The sequence below is a fragment of the Brevundimonas sp. GW822-FHT03E11 genome (assembly GCF_058801445.1).
This window is the reverse complement of the sequence record NZ_JBXANG010000004.1, coordinates 88,980-105,188: the sequence shown is the minus strand read 5'-3', so window position 1 is coordinate 105,188 and position 16,209 is coordinate 88,980. Positions and strand designations below refer to the sequence as shown.

13 protein-coding genes and 1 tRNA gene are annotated in these 16,209 nt (G+C 66.6%); 5 read left to right on the top strand and 9 right to left on the bottom strand.

All coding sequences use genetic code 11. From position 1 onward, the window contains the following. Window positions 1-292: 292 nt before the first annotated feature. On the top strand, window positions 293-3,592 hold the full coding sequence (locus AC1RKE_RS08155; protein WP_348684262.1) for an autotransporter outer membrane beta-barrel domain-containing protein: 3,300 nt from the start codon (window positions 293-295) through the stop codon (window positions 3,590-3,592). Between the two features lie 57 nt (window positions 3,593-3,649). Here AC1RKE_RS08155 and AC1RKE_RS08150 read toward each other — a convergent pair. The 4 genes from AC1RKE_RS08150 to clpX form a co-directional block, all read right to left on the bottom strand. Then, a tRNA-Val gene (locus tag AC1RKE_RS08150) sits at window positions 3,650-3,725 on the bottom strand. 34 nt (window positions 3,726-3,759) lie between these two features. Next, window positions 3,760-4,035, bottom strand: coding sequence for an HU family DNA-binding protein (locus AC1RKE_RS08145; protein WP_054766918.1), 276 nt, complete (start codon window positions 4,033-4,035; stop codon window positions 3,760-3,762). Between the two features lie 109 nt (window positions 4,036-4,144). Beyond that, on the bottom strand, window positions 4,145-6,541 hold the full coding sequence (gene lon, locus AC1RKE_RS08140) for an endopeptidase La (RefSeq protein WP_395942029.1): 2,397 nt from the start codon (window positions 6,539-6,541) through the stop codon (window positions 4,145-4,147). A gap of 620 nt (window positions 6,542-7,161) precedes the next feature. Further along, window positions 7,162-8,430 (bottom strand): ATP-dependent Clp protease ATP-binding subunit ClpX, encoded by a 1,269-nt coding sequence (clpX, locus tag AC1RKE_RS08135; RefSeq protein ID WP_054765523.1) that lies wholly within the window; start codon window positions 8,428-8,430, stop codon window positions 7,162-7,164. A gap of 194 nt (window positions 8,431-8,624) precedes the next feature. Here clpX and AC1RKE_RS08130 point away from each other — a divergent pair, with 194 nt between their 5' ends. Beyond that, complete coding sequence (locus tag AC1RKE_RS08130; protein WP_182713807.1) at window positions 8,625-9,275, top strand: HAD-IB family hydrolase; 651 nt, start codon at window positions 8,625-8,627, stop codon at window positions 9,273-9,275. Between the two features lie 6 nt (window positions 9,276-9,281). Here the strand turns inward: AC1RKE_RS08130 and AC1RKE_RS08125 are convergent, their stop codons facing one another. The 3 genes from AC1RKE_RS08125 to tig all read right to left on the bottom strand — a co-directional run bounded on the left by AC1RKE_RS08125 (window position 9,282) and on the right by tig (window position 11,827). Continuing rightward, window positions 9,282-9,602 carry a hypothetical protein gene (locus tag AC1RKE_RS08125; protein ID WP_054765521.1) on the bottom strand — a complete coding sequence of 107 codons (321 nt, stop codon included), beginning with the start codon at window positions 9,600-9,602 and terminating at the stop codon, window positions 9,282-9,284. A gap of 73 nt (window positions 9,603-9,675) precedes the next feature. After that, the gene (locus tag AC1RKE_RS08120) at window positions 9,676-10,323 is read right to left on the bottom strand and encodes an ATP-dependent Clp protease proteolytic subunit (protein WP_054765520.1); all 648 of its coding nucleotides are present in this window, start codon (window positions 10,321-10,323) and stop codon (window positions 9,676-9,678) included. Between the two features lie 160 nt (window positions 10,324-10,483). Further along, the gene (gene tig, locus AC1RKE_RS08115) at window positions 10,484-11,827 is read right to left on the bottom strand and encodes a trigger factor (protein ID WP_348684520.1); all 1,344 of its coding nucleotides are present in this window, start codon (window positions 11,825-11,827) and stop codon (window positions 10,484-10,486) included. Window positions 11,828-12,019: 192 nt separating this feature from the next. On the opposite strand from tig, the gene AC1RKE_RS08110 reads away from it, so the two are divergent. Beyond that, a complete protein-coding gene (locus AC1RKE_RS08110; RefSeq protein WP_287105219.1) occupies window positions 12,020-12,721 on the top strand; it encodes an MBL fold metallo-hydrolase in 702 nt (233 codons plus the stop codon). Window positions 12,722-12,880: 159 nt separating this feature from the next. On the opposite strand, the gene AC1RKE_RS08105 is transcribed toward AC1RKE_RS08110, so the two are convergent. Next, window positions 12,881-13,174, bottom strand: coding sequence for a DUF883 C-terminal domain-containing protein (locus AC1RKE_RS08105; protein ID WP_224761412.1), 294 nt, complete (start codon window positions 13,172-13,174; stop codon window positions 12,881-12,883). 121 nt (window positions 13,175-13,295) lie between these two features. Between AC1RKE_RS08105 and AC1RKE_RS08100 the strand changes: the two genes are divergently transcribed. Together AC1RKE_RS08100 and AC1RKE_RS08095 are read left to right on the top strand one after the other, a co-directional pair. Next, a complete protein-coding gene (locus AC1RKE_RS08100) occupies window positions 13,296-13,460 on the top strand; it encodes a hypothetical protein (protein WP_182713809.1) in 165 nt (54 codons plus the stop codon). A gap of 116 nt (window positions 13,461-13,576) precedes the next feature. Beyond that, on the top strand, window positions 13,577-13,798 hold the full coding sequence (locus AC1RKE_RS08095; protein WP_152950050.1) for a con-10 family general stress protein: 222 nt from the start codon (window positions 13,577-13,579) through the stop codon (window positions 13,796-13,798). A 139-nt stretch (window positions 13,799-13,937) separates the two neighbouring features. Here the strand turns inward: AC1RKE_RS08095 and egtB are convergent, their stop codons facing one another. Further along, complete coding sequence (egtB, locus tag AC1RKE_RS08090; protein WP_492896799.1) at window positions 13,938-16,097, bottom strand: ergothioneine biosynthesis protein EgtB; 2,160 nt, start codon at window positions 16,095-16,097, stop codon at window positions 13,938-13,940. Between the last annotated feature and the right edge of the window lie 112 nt (window positions 16,098-16,209).

Here is a 16,209-nt window from a genome sequence, read left to right as displayed (position 1 = left end):
CCGAAAGGCGCGGAATGGATGCCTCATCCTCAGAGGCGGTTGACCATGATCTTCGCCCCTAGACCCGGCTGCGGCAAAGCTCAATAGGGAGCGAGAAAAACCCTCCGAACCCCGCCCATCACGACTGAAAATCAGGACCTTGGCCCGACCACCCCGCCCTTTCGGCGCCGCAACAGATGGGGCGCGGCCTTGCATTCGCCTCAAATTCGATAAAGTTGGGGAAGGCTGGCCCGGACCCTGCTAAAGGGTCGCCTGCATCGTGATCGCGTGACCACCAGGGGTTTTCTTCCGAATGCGTATTCTGCTCGCGACCGCCGTGGCGATCGCCCCCTTGATGGCCGTAAGCGGCGCTCAGGCCGAGGTCGTCGTCTCGACCGCCCGGACCACCCCGATCCGCACGGCGAACGCCACCGGAACGGCGGCGGACAACGTCCGTCTGGCCAGCGGCGGCTCGGTCGCCGTCAACTCGGGCGCGGCCGTGACGCTTGATTCCAACAACACGGTCGATCTGGACAGCGGCAGCTCCATCACCATGGACAAGGCCGCCGACGGCGCCACCGGCATCCTGGTCAACGGCGGCAACACCGGGTCGGTCACGGTCGGCGGGACGATTAACATCACCGACAGCCAGGAAACGGCTGACATCAAGGACACAGACGGCGACGGCGATCTGGACGGCCCCTTCGCCACGGGAACCGGCCGCTATGGCGTGCGGGTGACCGGGGCATCGCCCTTCACCGGCAACGTCCTGGTCGAATCCAGCGGCTCCATTACGGTCGAAGGCAATAATTCCTACGGGCTCGGCGTCGAATCGGCGGTGAACGGCAAGGTTCAGAGCCTGGGCACCATCCGGGTCGTCGGCGACAACACGGCGGGCGTCCGCACCACGGCTCCGGTCTCGGGCAATGTGGATCTAGCGGGCTCCATCTCGGCCACCGGCGCGGGCGCGACCGGGGTCTCGGTCGAAGGCGCCGTGGGCGGCGCTCTGAAGATCCATTCCACCATCGCCACCACCGGCTATCGCTACACCACCCCGCCTCCGGCGCGCCCCTCCACCGGGACCTTCGACAACGCCACCACCCTGTTCCTGGATGAGTTGGACGCCGATGACCTGCTTCAGGGCGGCCCGGCCGTCCGCGTCGGCGCCGATGTGGCGGGCGGCGTCCTGCTGGACAAGGCCCTGGCCTATTCGGCCGCCGGCATCGACGGGGACGACGACAAGGACGGCGTCAAGAACGGCGACGAGGACGACGACGGCGACGGCGTCAAAAACCGCGACGACCTGGACCGCGACGGCGACGGCGTGCCCGACGCCAGCGAAACCACGGCCGCCCTCACCTCTCTGGGCGCCGCGCCGGCCCTGCTGATCGGCTCCACCGCAAACACTGTGACCTTGGGCGCGGTCGGGACGGGCGACGCCGCCTATGGCCTGATCAACCGGGGCGCCATCACCGGATCGGGCGTCTATTCCGGCGTTCAGGGACGCGGGCTTCAGCTCGGCGTGGACGGCGGACAGGCCGTGACGATTGCGGGCGGCGTGCGCAACGAAGGCTCGATCGCCGCCTCGGCTGTCGACGCCAACGCCACCGCCATCCAGGTCGGCGCCGGCGTCTCTGCCCCCGCCCTGGTCAACACCGGGACTATCCAGGCCGTCGTGGCCGGCAAGGGAACCGAGGCCGCCACGGGTGTTCTGATCGGCGCCGGCGCAAACGTCGGCAGCCTGACCAACACCGGCACGATGATCGCCTCCTACGGCGGCGACGACGGTTCGGCGACCGTGATCCGCGATCAGTCGGGCTCCCTGACCCAGCTGAACAACGCCGGCGTGATCGCCGGCTCCCTGACCGCCAGCTCCAGCAGTCTGGCGGACGTCTCCGGCACGGTCACGGCCATCGACCTGTCGGCCAACACCAGCGGCGTGACCCTGCGCCAGTACGGTGTTCCCGCCGCAGCCGACAGCACTGCGACCGACACTGACAAGGACGGAGTGCCGGACGCCAGCGAGCCCCAGATCGTGGGCGCGATCAAGCTGGGCTCGGGCGCCGACACCTTCAATGTCGAGAACGGCACGGTCGTCGGCGACATCGCCTTCGGCGCCGGCGCCGACCGGCTGGCGATCAGCGGCGGCGCCGTGGTGCAGGGCGCGATAACCGACAGCGACGGCGCCTTGGACATCAACGTTTCCAAGGGCACGCTGAACGCGACCCAGACGACCGCCACCAACATCTCCAGCCTGAACGTGGGGGCCGACGGCGTCCTGATCACGACCCTGGACCCCAAGGCCGATCGCGCCGGCGGCTTCAACGTCAGCGGCGCCGCAACCCTGGCCACGGGCGCGCAGCTGGGCGTGCGCTTCTCCTCCCTGCTGGAGGGACCGGAGCGGTTCGACATCATCAAGGCCGGCACGCTGAACGTCGGCCAGATCGACAAGCAGCTGCTCGCCGAAAACTCGCCGTATCTCTACGTCGTCGAAGCGGGCGTCGATCAGGGCGCCAACAGCCTCTATATCGACGCACGGCGGCGCACCGCCCAGGAGGCCGGGCTGATCCCGGTCGAGGCCTCGGCCTATGACGCCGTCTACGCCGCCCTGGGCGCCAATGAGACGGTTCGTAACCTGTTCCTGTCCCAGACGGGCCGCGACGGCTTCATCGACGCCTATGAGCAGATGCTGCCGGACCATTCGGGCGGCCCGCTGATGTCGCTGTCGGCCGGGGTGGATGCGGTGACCCGCGCCCTGACCGGTCGCAACGCCTCCGCCGCGCCCGGCGAGACCAGCGCCTGGCTGCAGGAGATCAACTTCTACGCCGACAAGGACAAGACCGACTCCTACGGCTTCCGGTCCGAAGGCTTCGGCGTGGCCGGGGGCGTCGAGAAGGGCTCTAGCCTGGGCGCTTTCGGCGTGACGGCGGCCTTCACCTCCTCGGACATCAAGGATCCGGAAGCGGAGGCCGAAGAGGTCCTGTCCGCCAATCTTCTGGAGCTGGGCCTCTATTGGCGCGCCCAGGGTCAGTACTGGACCACCTGGGCTCGGGCGGCCGGCGGCTACGCCAGCTTCAGCGCCGACCGCTCGCTGGTCGCCGGCGGCGTCTATCTGAACAATACCTCCGACTGGCACGGCTGGACCGCCGCCGCCGCCGGGGGCGCCTCCTATGAGCGCAACTACGGCCGGCTGAACGTCCGTCCCGAAATCTACGCCGAATACTTCCGCCTGTCGGAAGACGCCCGATCCGAAAAGGGCGGCGGCGACGGCTTCGACCTGGACATTGATTCGCGCGACAGCCACATCTTCTCGGCGGTGGCGGCGATGAACGTCGGCTACGGCTTCGGCCGCGACGGCTGGATCCGCCCCGAACTGCGGATCGGCTATCGCCAGAACCTGTCGGTCGACGCCGGGGAGACCATCGCCCGCTTCGCCAGCGGCGGGCCGGACTTCATCCTGTCGCCGGACGCCGTCGAGGGCGGCGGCCTGCTGCTGGGCTTCCGCATGAACCTGGGCAACGAGCTGGGCATGCTGTCCCTGACGGGCGACGCCGAGCTGCTGGAGGACTATGTCCGCTATTCGCTGCTGCTGCGGGCCAGCTTCCGGTTCTGATCGGAGCCTCAGACCCAATGCGAAAGGCCGCCGGAGCGATCCGGCGGCCTTTTTGATTGGTAGGCGGCGACGGGCTCGAACCGCCGACCCTCTCGGTGTAAACGAGATGCTCTTCCAGCTGAGCTAGCCGCCCTTGAAACCAGAGCGGGGCTTATGCCCTCTGGGCGTCAGGCGTTCAAGGCGCTTTTCAGGCCTTCGCCGGCGCGGAAGCGGGCGGTGCGGGAGGCGGCCCGCGCTATGGCCTGGCCGGTTTGAGGATTGCGCGCCACCCCCGCCTTGCGCTCGATCGTGGTGAAGCTGCCGAAGCCGATCAGCTTGACGTCGTGACCGTGAGACAGGGCCTCGACAACACCGTCGGTGAAGGCCTCCAGCGCCGCCTTGGCCTGGTCCCGACTGATGTTCGCCGCCGTCGCCATGCGACCGATGAGTTCCGCTTTCGTCATCGTCATCCCTCCAAACGGTCAGTAAACGTCCGATAGGCGCTCGCGTCAAAAGCGAAAACGCCGCCGACGGGCTGTCGGCGGCGTTCCGGCGTGCGACTTAAGTCGCGTTTCAGTGGCTGACGGCCGCCGTAGCGCCCTCCGCGGGGGGAACGGGCGTCGGCAGGGGTTCAGCCGTCTCGTCCCATTCGACCGGGGTCAGGGCGCCGACCAGGGCCCATTTCAGGGCCTCGTCCGCTGTGGAAATCGGCACGATCTCCAGACCTGACTTCACATTGTCCGGCACGTCGGCGAGGTCCTTTTCGTTCTCCTGGGGGATCAGCACCGTCTTGACCCCGGAACGCAGGGCCGCGAGCAGCTTCTCCTTCAGGCCGCCGATGGCGGTGACGCGGCCGCGCAGGGTGATCTCGCCGGTCATGGCGATATCCTTGCGGATCGGCACGCCCGTCAGGACCGAGACCATGGCCACGGTCATGGCGACGCCGGCGGACGGACCGTCCTTGGGCGTGGCGCCGTCCGGCACGTGGACGTGGATGTCGGTTTTCTCGAACACCGGCGGCTTGACGCCGAAGTCCAGAGCCCGCGAACGGACATAGGAGGCCGCCGCCGAGATCGACTCCTTCATCACGTCCTTGAGGTTGCCGGTCACGGTCATGCGGCCGCGACCGGGCATCTTGATCGCCTCGATCGTGAGAATGTCGCCGCCGAACTCGGTCCAGGCCAGGCCGGTGACGATGCCGACCTGATCCTCCTCGTCCGTCTCGCCGTAGCGGAACTTCTTCACACCGGCGTATTCGGCCAGCTTGTCCGCATCGACGGTGATCGAGGCGACGCCGGTCTTGGCCATTTCGCGCACGGCCTTGCGGGCCAGGCCGCCCAGGGCCCGCTCCAGCGAACGCACCCCGGCCTCACGGGTATAGTAGCGGATGAGGTCGCGGATGGTCTCGTCCGGAACGACCAGTTCGCCGTCCTTGAGGCCGTGGTCCTTCATCTGTTTGGGCAGGACGTGACGCTTGGCGATCTCGACCTTCTCGTCCTCGGTGTAGCCCGACACCCGGATGATCTCCATCCGGTCCATCAGGGGCTGCGGCATGTTCAGGCTGTTCGCGGTCGTCACGAACATGACCTGGGACAGGTCGTAGTCCACCTCCAGATAGTGGTCGCCGAAGGTCGAGTTCTGGGCCGGGTCCAGCACCTCCAGCAGGGCCGAGGACGGGTCGCCGCGCCAGTCGGCGCCCAGTTTGTCGATCTCGTCCAGCAGGACGAAGGCGTTGGTGGTCTTGGCCTTCTTCATCGACTGGATGATCTTGCCGGGCATGGAGCCGATATAGGTCCGGCGGTGGCCGCGGATCTCGCTCTCGTCGCGCACGCCGCCCAGCGACATGCGGACATATTCACGCCCAGTGGCCTTGGCGATCGACTTGGCCAGAGAGGTCTTGCCGACGCCGGGTGGGCCGACGAGGCACAGGATCGGCCCCTTCAGGCTGCCGGTGCGGGCCTGGACGGCCAGATATTCGATGATCCGTTCCTTGACCTTCTCCAGGCCGAAGTGGTCCTCCTCGAGGATCTCTTCCGCCCGCACCAGGTCGATCGGCTTCTGCTTGGCCTTGCCCCACGGCACGGACAGCAGCCAGTCGAGGTAGTTGCGCACCACCGTCGATTCGGCCGACATCGGCGACATGTTGCGCAGCTTCTTGACCTCGGCCTCGGCCTTGGTCCGGGCCTCCTTGGACAGGCGCGTCTTACGGATGCGCTTCTCCAGGTCCATGATTTCGTCGCGCGCGTCGTCGGTCTCGCCCAGCTCGCGCTGGATCGCCTTCATCTGCTCGTTCAGATAATATTCGCGCTGGGTCTTCTCCATCTGACGCTTCACGCGCGAGCGGATCTTCTTCTCGACCTGCAGGACGGAGATTTCCCCCTCCATCAGGCCATAGACCTTCTCCAGCCGCTTGGGCACGTCGATGGTTTCCAGCAGACCCTGTTTGTCGATGATCTTGACCGACAGATGGGCCGCGACCGAGTCCGCCAGTTTGGAGGCGTCGGTGATCTGGGGGATGGAGCTGAGGGCCTCGGGCGGCACCTTCTTGTTCAGCTTCACATAGTTTTCGAACTGCTCGACCACGGCGCGCAGCATGGCCTCGGCCTGAGAGGTCTCACCCGGCTCGTCCTCGATCTCGACGGCCTCGGCTTCGAAATAGTCGGTGCGGTCGGTGAAGCGGGTCAGGCGGGCGCGGCCCTTGCCCTCGACCAGGACCTTGACCGTGCCGTCCGGCAGCTTCAGCAGCTGCAGGACGCTGGCCAGGACGCCGATGGGATAGATGGCGTCGGGCGACGGGTCGTCGTCAACGCTGTTCTTCTGGGTCGCCAGAAGGATCTGCTTTTCGCCCTTCATGATCTCGTCGAGGGCCTTCACCGATTTTTCGCGGCCCACGAAGAGCGGCACGACCATGTGCGGAAAGACCACGATGTCTCTCAACGGCAGGACGGGCAGGATCTTGGTGTCAGTCATGATGCGTACTCCTGGGCCATTGGTGATCGCCGGCCCGCCGCCACGGTCGCCCGGGCAAGAGGCCCGACCAGCGCGTGACGGCCCGTCGATTCCGACGGCGTTCGGATGAGTATGTGGTTTGAAAGACCTGCGGTTCAAGCGTGGCCGCCCATCCGCCCACATGCACGTGTCTTTCAGCCCACGCCGCCGGGGTCTGCGGCCGGTCGGCGCGCGGTTTTCGGACGGCTGAAAAACAGTGTCCGATGTGTCCGATCTGTCCGATCTGTCCGATTTGTCCGATTTGAAAGTCACCTCCGTCACGCCTCTGCGCCGCCTCGGCTGATCCCGCCAGCATAAGCCGCCCCGGCGCCGCGACGGGTCGATCAGCGCCTGGGACCGACAAGTCTTTGTATTGCCTATGAGACTGAATGCGGGAGTGCGCGGATGAAGCGCCGGCCGAAAGGGCGAGAGAAGGTGCGGGTTTCTTCCACCCTGCGGGAGACTCGTGAGATTTCCCCCTCCGTCGCTGGATCGCTGCGCGATCGACGCGACACCTCCCCCGCAAGCGGGGGAGGATCCCAGCTGAAAAAAGGGCCGGAGCGGCGTCGCTCCGGCCCTTGTGACGTTCAGCGGCGGCCCGATCAGGCGGCGCCGTCGGCCTTCTTCTTGGAGGCTTCGGAATAGATCAGCAGGGGCTGGGCCTTGCCGTCGATGACCTCGGCGTTGACCACCACCTCCTCGACGCCTTCGAAGGTCGGCAGTTCGAACATGGTCTCCAGCAGAATGCCTTCCAGGATCGAACGCAGGCCGCGCGCGCCGGTCTTGCGGGTGATGGCCTTCTTGGCGACGGCGATCAGGGCGTCGTCGGTGAAGGTCAGTTCGACATTCTCCATCTCGAACAGACGCTTGTACTGTTTGACCAGGGCGTTCTTGGGCTCGGTCAGGATGGTGACCAGGGCCGTTTCGTCCAGATCCTCCAGCGTCGCCAGGACAGGCAGACGGCCGATGAACTCGGGGATCAGGCCGAAACGCATCAGGTCGTCAGGCTCCACCCCCTTGAGGATGTCGCCGGTGCGGCGCTCGTCGATTTCCTTGACCTTGGCGCCGAAGCCGATCGAGGCCCCCTCGCCGCGCGCCGAAATCACCTTCTCCAGCCCGGCGAAGGCGCCGCCCACGATGAAGAGGATGTTGGCGGTGTCGACCTGCAAGAACTCCTGCTGCGGATGTTTGCGGCCGCCTTGCGGAGGCACGGAGGCGACGGTGCCTTCCATGATCTTCAGCAGGGCCTGCTGCACGCCCTCGCCCGAGACGTCGCGGGTGATCGAGGGATTGTCCGACTTGCGGCTGATCTTGTCGATTTCGTCGATGTAGACGATGCCGCGCTGGGCCCGTTCGACATTGTAATCCGACGCCTGGAGCAGCTTCAGGATGATGTTCTCGACGTCCTCGCCCACATAGCCGGCCTCGGTCAGGGTCGTGGCGTCGGCCATGGTGAAGGGCACGTCGATGATGCGGGCCAGGGTCTGGGCCAACAGCGTCTTGCCCGAACCGGTCGGGCCGATCAGCATGATGTTCGACTTGGCCAGTTCGACGTCGTTGTTCTTCGTCGCGTGGTTCAGCCGCTTGTAATGGTTGTGGACGGCGACCGAGAGGACCTTCTTGGCGTGCGACTGGCCGATGACGTAATCGTCCAGGACGTCGCGAATCTCCTTGGGCGTGGGGACGCCGTCGCTCGTCTTCTTGAAGCCGATCTTGTGCTCTTCACGGATGATGTCCATGCACAGTTCGACACATTCATCGCAGATGAAGACGGTCGGTCCCGCAATGAGTTTGCGGACTTCGTGCTGGCTCTTTCCGCAGAACGAGCAGTACAGGGTGCTTTTGGCGTCAGAGCCGGCTGCTTTGGTCATAGACCCTTATCTCACTCCCGCGGAGCGGACCGAAATGGCCCGATACGCGCTTCCTCCGCGTTGATTCCAGCACTCTGGACGCAAAGGTCTTCAAAAAATGACAATCACCCATCCCACGTTCCACGACAACCCCGAAGGCGGAGGGGCGAGGTCACGGAAAGGGGATGGATCAGTGTCGTTGGGGATCACGGCGAATGTCTGACATGGGAAGCCTGCAGGAATTACGCCAGTCCCGGATCAATTCGGAACAGCCGCTCGTCGCCTTCGACTTCGACGGCACCCTGACGATTCGCGACAGTTTCACGCAGTTTCTGCGCTGGAAGGCCGGTCCGGGCGGCTGGGCCCTGGGTCTGGTCAAGCTGGCGCCGGCCCTGGCGGCCTATGGGCGGGATCGTGATCGGGGCCGGATCAAGGCCGCCTCGGTCAAGGAATTCCTGGCCGGCATGGACCGCGAAAGTCTGGAGGCCGAGGCGGAACGGTTCGCCGACCTGGTCTGGGACCGCTTCATGCGGCCGGACGCGCTGAAGGTCTGGAACGAATGGGGCGAACGGGGCGCCCATCGCGTGATCGTGACCGCCTCGCCCGAGACGACGGTTGAGCCCTTCGCCCGCCGGCTGGGCGCCGAGGCCCTCTTGGGAACGCCCCTGACCTTCGACGCTGAAGGCCGGGTGACCGGCGCCTTCGACGGCGCCAACTGCCGGGGCGAGGAGAAGGTGCGGCGTCTGAAGGCCGCCTATGGCGAGGATCTGGTCTTGACGGCCGCCTATGGCGACACCTCCGGCGACGCCGAAATGCTGGCCATCGCCCAGTCGCCGGGGTTCCGGGTCTTCACCCAGCGGCCCTGAACCGCTTCAGCGGCCGTCGGCGTCCACGTCGAAAACCATGGCCTTGCCCCGCGAGGTCGGGTCCCAGCCCGCCTCGATGGCGGCGGTGACGGCGTTGCGCACCGCATCGACATTGACCCGCTGCTTCTCCACGTCGGGCCGGCCGTTGGGACGCAAGGGCGGCGGAAACTGGATGATGGCCTCGCGCTTGAAATCCACATGGCGAAGGGAGACGGCCATCCCCTCCCACACCGCGCCGCCGACGGGGCGTGGCTGGCGTCGGATTTCCCAGGCGTAGGTCTCGCCCTCCACCTCGATCGTGCCTGAGGGGTCTCTTGTGAACTGCATCTCGGTTCCGATGGACGAAAAGAAAGGGGCGCGCCGCCAGGACGCGCCCCCTCATTCTAGCTGAAAACGGGGCTTAGGCGCCGGGCGTCTTTATGCCGTCGGCGTCCGCCTGTTCGCGCCGGTCATAGACGTGGTCGACGATGCCCCAGGCCTTGGCCTCTTCGGCCGACATGAAGTGGTCGCGGTCCAGGGTGCGCTCCACCTCCTCATAGGTGCGGCCGGTATGATGGACATAGATCTCGTTCAGCCGCTTCTTGGTGTAGCGGATGTCCTCGGCGTGGCGCTCGATGTCCGAGGCCTGGCCGCGGAAGCCGCCCGAGGGCTGGTGCACCATGACCCGGGCGTTCGGCAGGGCGATCCGCTGGCCCGCCTCGCCGGCCGTCAGGATCAGGGAGCCGGCCGAGGCCGCCATGCCCATGACCACGGTCGAGACCGGGCTCTTGATGTATTGCATGGTGTCGTAGATCGCCAGCGCCGAGGTCACCTGACCGCCGGGGCTGTTGATGTACATGGAGATTTCCTTCTTGGGGTTCTCCGACTCCAGGAACAGCAGCTGGGCGCAGATCAGCGACGCCATGCCGTCCTCGAACGGCCCCGTCAGGAAGATGATCCGCTCGCGTAGCAGGCGCGAGAAGATGTCGAAGGAGCGCTCGCCCCGGCTGGACTGCTCGACCACCATGGGGACGAGGTTCATGTTCATCAGTTCGATCGGATCGCGCATGGAGCCTTCTCAAGAATGCGGGGGAGCGCGCGACTCGCGGTCGCTCGCCTTGTTGTTCTGCATATCGCGTTATGAAGGCCGCCTTACAAGGTGGGGCCCGCATACGAAAAAGGCGGGGATCGCCGACCCCCGCCTCTTCACGATCCGATGAAGGAGGCGATCAGCCCTCTTCGTCTTCCTTCAGCAGCTCTTCCTTGCTGATGGGCTTGTCGGTGACTTCGGCCAGGCCGACGATCAGGTCGACGACCTTTTCCTCATAGATCGGGGCGCGCATTTGGGCGGCGGCGTTGGGGTTCTGACGGTAGAAGTTCAGGACGGCCTGCTCCTGGCCCGGATAGTTGCGGGCTTCCTGCAGCAGGGCGGCGTTCAGCTCCTGGTCGGTGACCTGGACATTGTGGGCGCGGCCGATTTCGGCCAGGACCAGGCCCAGGCGCACGCGACGCTCGGCGATCTTCTTGTATTCGGCCTTCAGGTCCTCTTCGGACTTGGCGGCGTCTTCTTCCGGCAGGCGGCCGGCGGCCTTGTCGGCCTCGACCTGTTGCCAGATGCCGTCGAACTCGGCTTCGACCATCTTGGGCGGCAGGGGGAAGTCATGGGCGGCGTCCAGCTGGTCCAGCAGGGCCCGCTTCAGCTTGAAGCGGGCGGCGCCGGCGTACTGCTGGTTCAGGTTCTGGCTCAGAAGCTCTTTCAGGCGATCCAGCGATTCCAGACCGATACGCTTGGCGAACTCGTCGTCCACCTTGGCTTCGACCTCGGCCTTGATGGCCTTCACCTTGATGTCGAAGGTGGCCAGTTTGCCGGCCAGATGGGCGGCCTGATAGTTCTCGGGGAAGGTGACCTCAATGGTCTTTTCCTCGCCGACCTTGGCGCCCTTCAGCTGCTCTTCGAAGCCGGGGATGAAGCGGCCCGAGCCGATCACCAGGTCCGCGTCCTCGGCGGCGCCGCCTTCGAAGGGTTCGCCGTCCAGCTTGCCCAGGAAGTCGATGGTCAGTTGGTCGCCCTCGGCGGCCTTGACGGTCTTGCCCTTCTTGTCCTCGTAGGACTTGGCCTGGCCGGCCAGTTCGGTCAGGGCCTCGTCCAGATCGGCGTCCGACGCCTCATAGGTGGGGCGTTCCAGCTTCAGGGTCTTGGGATCGACCGGGGTGAAGTCCGGCATGATCTCCAGCGACATCTCATAGGCCAGGTCTTCCTGACCGGCGATGACCTTGTCCATGTCGGAGGTCAGCTTCATCTCGGCCGGGGCGGCCGGACGGATCTTGGCCTCGTCCAGAGCCTTCTGGCTGGTCTCGTTCAGCTGGGCGTTGATGATCTCGCCCATGAAGTCGCGGCCGAAAGTCTTCTTGACGTGGGCGACCGGCACCTTGCCCGGACGGAAGCCCTTCAGCTTCATCTGCGGGGCGACTTCCTTGACGCGGGCTTCGAGCTTCTCGTTCAGCTCCGCGACGGGAATGGTGACCGCGATCACGCGGCTGAGGCCTTCGTTCGACTTTTCGACGACTTGCATGGTCGGGATTTCTGACGCTCTGGGGCGCATGAACCGTCGGGACGGTCGGCGCGGAATGGATAAAGCAAGAAGGCCGCCCCGTTTGGAGCGGCGCCTCGAAGCCCGCCCTTATGTCGAGAAGGGCTCAAAAGGTCAACGCGAGCGTGGGCCGCAGCGGTGGTTTCGCGTCACGGGGGCGGCTAAGAAGGCGTCATGACCCAGCCCGCCTCCCCCATCGGCGTCTTTGTGACGCCCGTCACGCCGCTTCAGCAGAACTGCACCACGGTCTGGTGCACCGCGACCAACAAGGCCGCCGTGATCGATCCGGGCGGATCGGTGGATGCGGTCCTGGCCGAGGTGACGCGGCGCGGCCTGACGCTGGACCAGATCTGGATCACCCACGGCCATCTGGACCACGCCGGCGGCGCGGCGGAGATGCAGGAGAAGACCGGGGTCCAGATCACCGGACCGCAGAAGGCCGACCAGTTCTGGATCGACCGGATCGTGGAGACCGGCCGGATGTACGGCCTGCCCGAAGCCCGGCCCTTTACGCCTGACCGCTGGCTGGAGGATGGGGATACCGTCAGCCTGGGCGAGACGAGCTGGGAGGTGCGCCACTGCCCCGGCCATACCCCCGGCCATGTGATCTTCTTCAACCGGGCGGCCCGGTTCGCCCAGGTGGGCGACGTGCTGTTCAAGGGCTCGGTCGGCCGCACCGACTTCCCGATGAGCGATCCGCCCGCCCTGATCCGCGCCGTGGTGGAGAAGCTGTGGCCGCTCGGCGACGACGTGACCTTCGTGCCGGGCCACGGGCCGATCTCGACCTTCGGCGAGGAGCGGCGGACCAATCCCTTCGTGTCGGATGCGGCTTTGCAGAGGGCGCCGATCCAGCGGGAGCCGACGGGGCCGGCTTAGATCTTTTCCTTCTCCCGTGGGGAGAAGGCGGCCCGCAGGGCCGGATGAGGGACCGGCGGCGGGCCAGCTCGCACCACCGTGCCCCTCACCCTTTTGCGCAAGGACGATCGCTGCGCTCTCGTGCGCTCAAGCCCTCTCCCGGCGGGAGAGGGTTTGCTTTTAGCGGCGCATCAGCATGCCGATGATCACCCCTATGCCCAGGGCGTAGAGGGTGGTCTTCATCGGCTCATCGCGGATGCCGTCGCGGGCGGTCTCGACCCGGCCGGCCAGCTTGCTGCGGATCATCGCGGCGTCTTCGCGCAGAGCCTGACGCAGCGACGTGGTGTCCTCGAAGCTGCGGGCTTCGCCCTCGGCCAGGATGGCGTCCGCCTGTCGGTCGAGGCGCTGGGTCGGGCCGTCGTCTTCCGTGACGATGTCATCGGGCGAGGAAGGGGCGATGGGGGTCTGGGTCATGGGAATCTCCGGGGTTCGGACACTGAACCGGCCCGACCGGATCCAGTTCCCCAGGTCCGCCCCCAAAGCCGGGGGTGAACATTGGGGTGCGGGCCGCGTTCTCCATTCAGAGGAGAAGACCATGACCTATGTCGAACCCACGCCCCCCGGAACGCCGCAACCGGAAATCCAGCCCGAGCCGACGCCCCAGCCCGAGATCGATCCGGCCGACGCGCCCGACGAAATGCCGCCGATGGAGCCGGGCGGCGGCGGCGAAGGCGATTCCCGCCCCTATGCAGCCGTTTGAAGTCAAACCACAAAGACGTTCAGATCACCGCGGTAAAACGAAGTTACCTACGGAACCGTCACGGAGTCACAGGGTTCATTTCGGCAAGCGCAACGGCAGCACTGAAAGGAACACCGATGGACGGCCAGACCTCGCGACCCTCCGGCGTTTCCAAGCGAGGCTTCGCCTCCATGGATCCCGAACGTCAGCGCGAAATCGCGCGCAAGGGGGGCGCCAGCGTCCCCAGCGAAAAACGAAGCTTCTCCCAGGACCGCAGCCTGGCGGCCCAGGCCGGACGCAAGGGCGGCGAGGCCTCGCACGGGCCGAAGAAGGACGCGGCTTCGAACGAAGCCGAGTGATACGGTTTCAGTGAGAGTCTGCAGGGCGGCGCGTCGAGGATGCGCCGCCCTTTTTCTTTTCCACGCACTCGCCCGTCATCCTCGGCCTTGTGCCGAGGATGACGATCTTATCTGTATTGTCAGAAAGGAAGTGGCCCCCTCACCCCCGCAGTAAGGCCAGGGCGACGCGGGGTTCGGGCGAAACCTCGAAACCGGCCATGGACCAGCCGGACTCCCTGGCCATGGCCTCGACCGAATCCCGCGTGAACTTGCGCGAGCTTTCGGTGTGGAGGGTCTCGCCCACCATGAAGGTGAAGGCCCGGTCGCCGACGTGGGCGGCGGTTTGACGCAACGCCTGAAGGTGCATTTCCATACGCGACTGATCCGGGTTCCAGACGGCGCGGTGGGCGAAGGCGTCGAGGTCGAAATCGGCGTCCAGGCCGGCGTTGGCGCGGACGAGGAGGTTCAGGTTGAAGGCCGCAGTGACGCCCCGGCTGTCGTCATAGGCGGCGACCAGGGTCGCGGGATCCTTGACCAGATCGACGCCGAGAATGAACAGCGCCCCCTCCCCCAAGATCCGCCGGGCCGAGGCCAGGAACCCCACCGCCTCCTCCGGCTCCAAATTGCCGATGGTCGAGCCGGGGAAGAAGCCGATGCGCCGGCCCTGCGGCAAATCGTTCGGCAAGGGCGACAGATGTTCGAAATCGCCGAGGACCGGCTGGACCCGCAGGGCCGGATAGTCGGCGGACAGGCGGGCGACGGCGTCCAGCAGGGCCGTCTCGCTGATGTCCAGCGGCACATAGGCGCCGAGGTCGGGCGCGGCGTCCAGCAGGATGCGGGTCTTTTCGCTGGCGCCCGAACCGAACTCGACCAGGACGGCCTCGGGGCCGAAGTCGGCGGTCAGGGCGGCGGCCCGGTCGCGCAGCAGGGCCGTCTCCTGACGGGTCGGATAATATTCCGGCAGGGCCGTGATCTCTTCGAACAGGCGCGAGCCCTCGGCGTCATAGAACCACTTGGGCGGCACGGCCTTCTGGTCGCGGGACAGGCCCTGGACCAGGTCGCGCCGGAAGGCGGCCGTCTGGGCGTCCTCAATGAAACTCGTGCGCCCGCGCGGGGCGTCTTCGGCCAGTCTCAGACCCATGAAGGCCCACCTCTGTTGGGGATAGAAGAAGTTGCGATAGGTGACGCGGGCGTGGCCGGGCGGCGTGGCGAAGGCGCCGCCGCGCAAGACCATCTGATTGGCCATGAACTTGCCGTTGTACTCAGCCGCCGTGCCAGGCGTCGGCTGGAAGCCGGGGTAAGGGGCGTAGGCGCTGGACGTCCACTGCCAGACCTCGCCCGACAGGTTTGAGAAGGCGTCGGGCGCCGTGGTCGCGGCATGCTCCCACTCCGCCTCGGACGGCAGGCGCTTGCCGGCCCAGCGGGCGTAGGCGTCAGCCTCATAGAAGCTGACATGCCGCACCGGGGCGGTCGGATCGACCGGGGCGCGGCCGATCAGGCTCAGGACCGTCCAGTCGTCGCCGTCGCGGCGCCAGTAGAGGGGCGCGGTCCAGGCCTCGGCCTTGACTGTGGCCCAGCCATCGGACAGCCACAGCTCGGGCCGGGCGTAGCCGCCGTCGGCGATGAAGCCCAGCCAGTCGCCGTTGGTCACCAGGTCGGCGGCCAGGGCGAAGGGTTCCAGCCAGACCCGGTGCGACGGCCCCTCATTGTCGAAGGCGAAGCCGGCGCCGCCATGACCGATCGAGACCAGGCCGCCCTCGAAGACGACGGCGCCGCCGCGCGCGGCCTCAGGCGGGGCCTGTCGCGGCTCGACCGCATAGGCGGCCGGGTCCAGCGGCGAACAGGCCATCAGGTTCAGCAGGTCCATCAGGAACAGCTCCTGATGCTGCTGGTCGTGGTGCAGGCCCAGTTCGAACAGATAGCGCTGATGGCCGCTGGACGGCCCCGAGGCCAGCCAGGCGGCCATGCGGCGGTCGATCTCGCGCCGATAGGCCAGGACCTCGTTCACCGAGGGCCGGGTCATCAGGCCGCGCTGGGGCCGGGGCACCCGCTCGCCCAGGGCCTCGTAGTAGGAGTTGAACAGCTGCTGGAAGCGCGGATCGACCGGAGCATAGTTCGGGTCGGCCGACAGGATCATCGCCTCGAAGAACCAGCTGGTGTGGGCCAGGTGCCATTTGCCGGGGCTGCAGTCCGGCATGGACTGGGCCGCCAGATCCGCGGGCGACAGGCCTTCCGCCAAGGCGGGCATAGCGCCCCGGATCGCCCGGAAACGGGTCACGTCGGACGCCGCCCGCGTGTCGGGCTCGAAGCGCGCATTCATCTCAGCCGTTCCGTCCCCGCTTGCGACGCCCCGGCTGGCCTCGCGTCGTCCAGTCCTGAAACGTCAAGCTCCGCCACGGGTTCCCGTCTGAAGCGGACGGCGCGACGCCGAT

What these genes read in the sequence shown, in the direction of transcription:
- clpX (WP_054765523.1), bottom strand. Translation starts at nt 8,430, where the DNA reads ATGACCAAAGCAGCCGGCTCTGACGCCAAAAGCACCCTGTACTGCTCG.
- lon (WP_395942029.1), bottom strand. Translation starts at nt 6,541, where the DNA reads ATGACTGACACCAAGATCCTGCCCGTCCTGCCGTTGAGAGACATCGTG.
- AC1RKE_RS08110 (WP_287105219.1), top strand. Translation starts at nt 12,020, where the DNA reads ATGACCCAGCCCGCCTCCCCCATCGGCGTCTTTGTGACGCCCGTCACG.
- AC1RKE_RS08105 (WP_224761412.1), bottom strand. Translation starts at nt 13,174, where the DNA reads ATGACCCAGACCCCCATCGCCCCTTCCTCGCCCGATGACATCGTCACG.
- AC1RKE_RS08100 (WP_182713809.1), top strand. Translation starts at nt 13,296, where the DNA reads ATGACCTATGTCGAACCCACGCCCCCCGGAACGCCGCAACCGGAAATC.
- AC1RKE_RS08155 (WP_348684262.1), top strand. Translation starts at nt 293, where the DNA reads ATGCGTATTCTGCTCGCGACCGCCGTGGCGATCGCCCCCTTGATGGCC.
- AC1RKE_RS08125 (WP_054765521.1), bottom strand. Translation starts at nt 9,602, where the DNA reads ATGCAGTTCACAAGAGACCCCTCAGGCACGATCGAGGTGGAGGGCGAG.
- AC1RKE_RS08145 (WP_054766918.1), bottom strand. Translation starts at nt 4,035, where the DNA reads ATGACGAAAGCGGAACTCATCGGTCGCATGGCGACGGCGGCGAACATC.
- tig (WP_348684520.1), bottom strand. Translation starts at nt 11,827, where the DNA reads ATGCAAGTCGTCGAAAAGTCGAACGAAGGCCTCAGCCGCGTGATCGCG.
- egtB (WP_492896799.1), bottom strand. Translation starts at nt 16,097, where the DNA reads ATGAATGCGCGCTTCGAGCCCGACACGCGGGCGGCGTCCGACGTGACC.
- AC1RKE_RS08130 (WP_182713807.1), top strand. Translation starts at nt 8,625, where the DNA reads ATGTCTGACATGGGAAGCCTGCAGGAATTACGCCAGTCCCGGATCAAT.
- AC1RKE_RS08095 (WP_152950050.1), top strand. Translation starts at nt 13,577, where the DNA reads ATGGACGGCCAGACCTCGCGACCCTCCGGCGTTTCCAAGCGAGGCTTC.
- AC1RKE_RS08120 (WP_054765520.1), bottom strand. Translation starts at nt 10,323, where the DNA reads ATGCGCGATCCGATCGAACTGATGAACATGAACCTCGTCCCCATGGTG.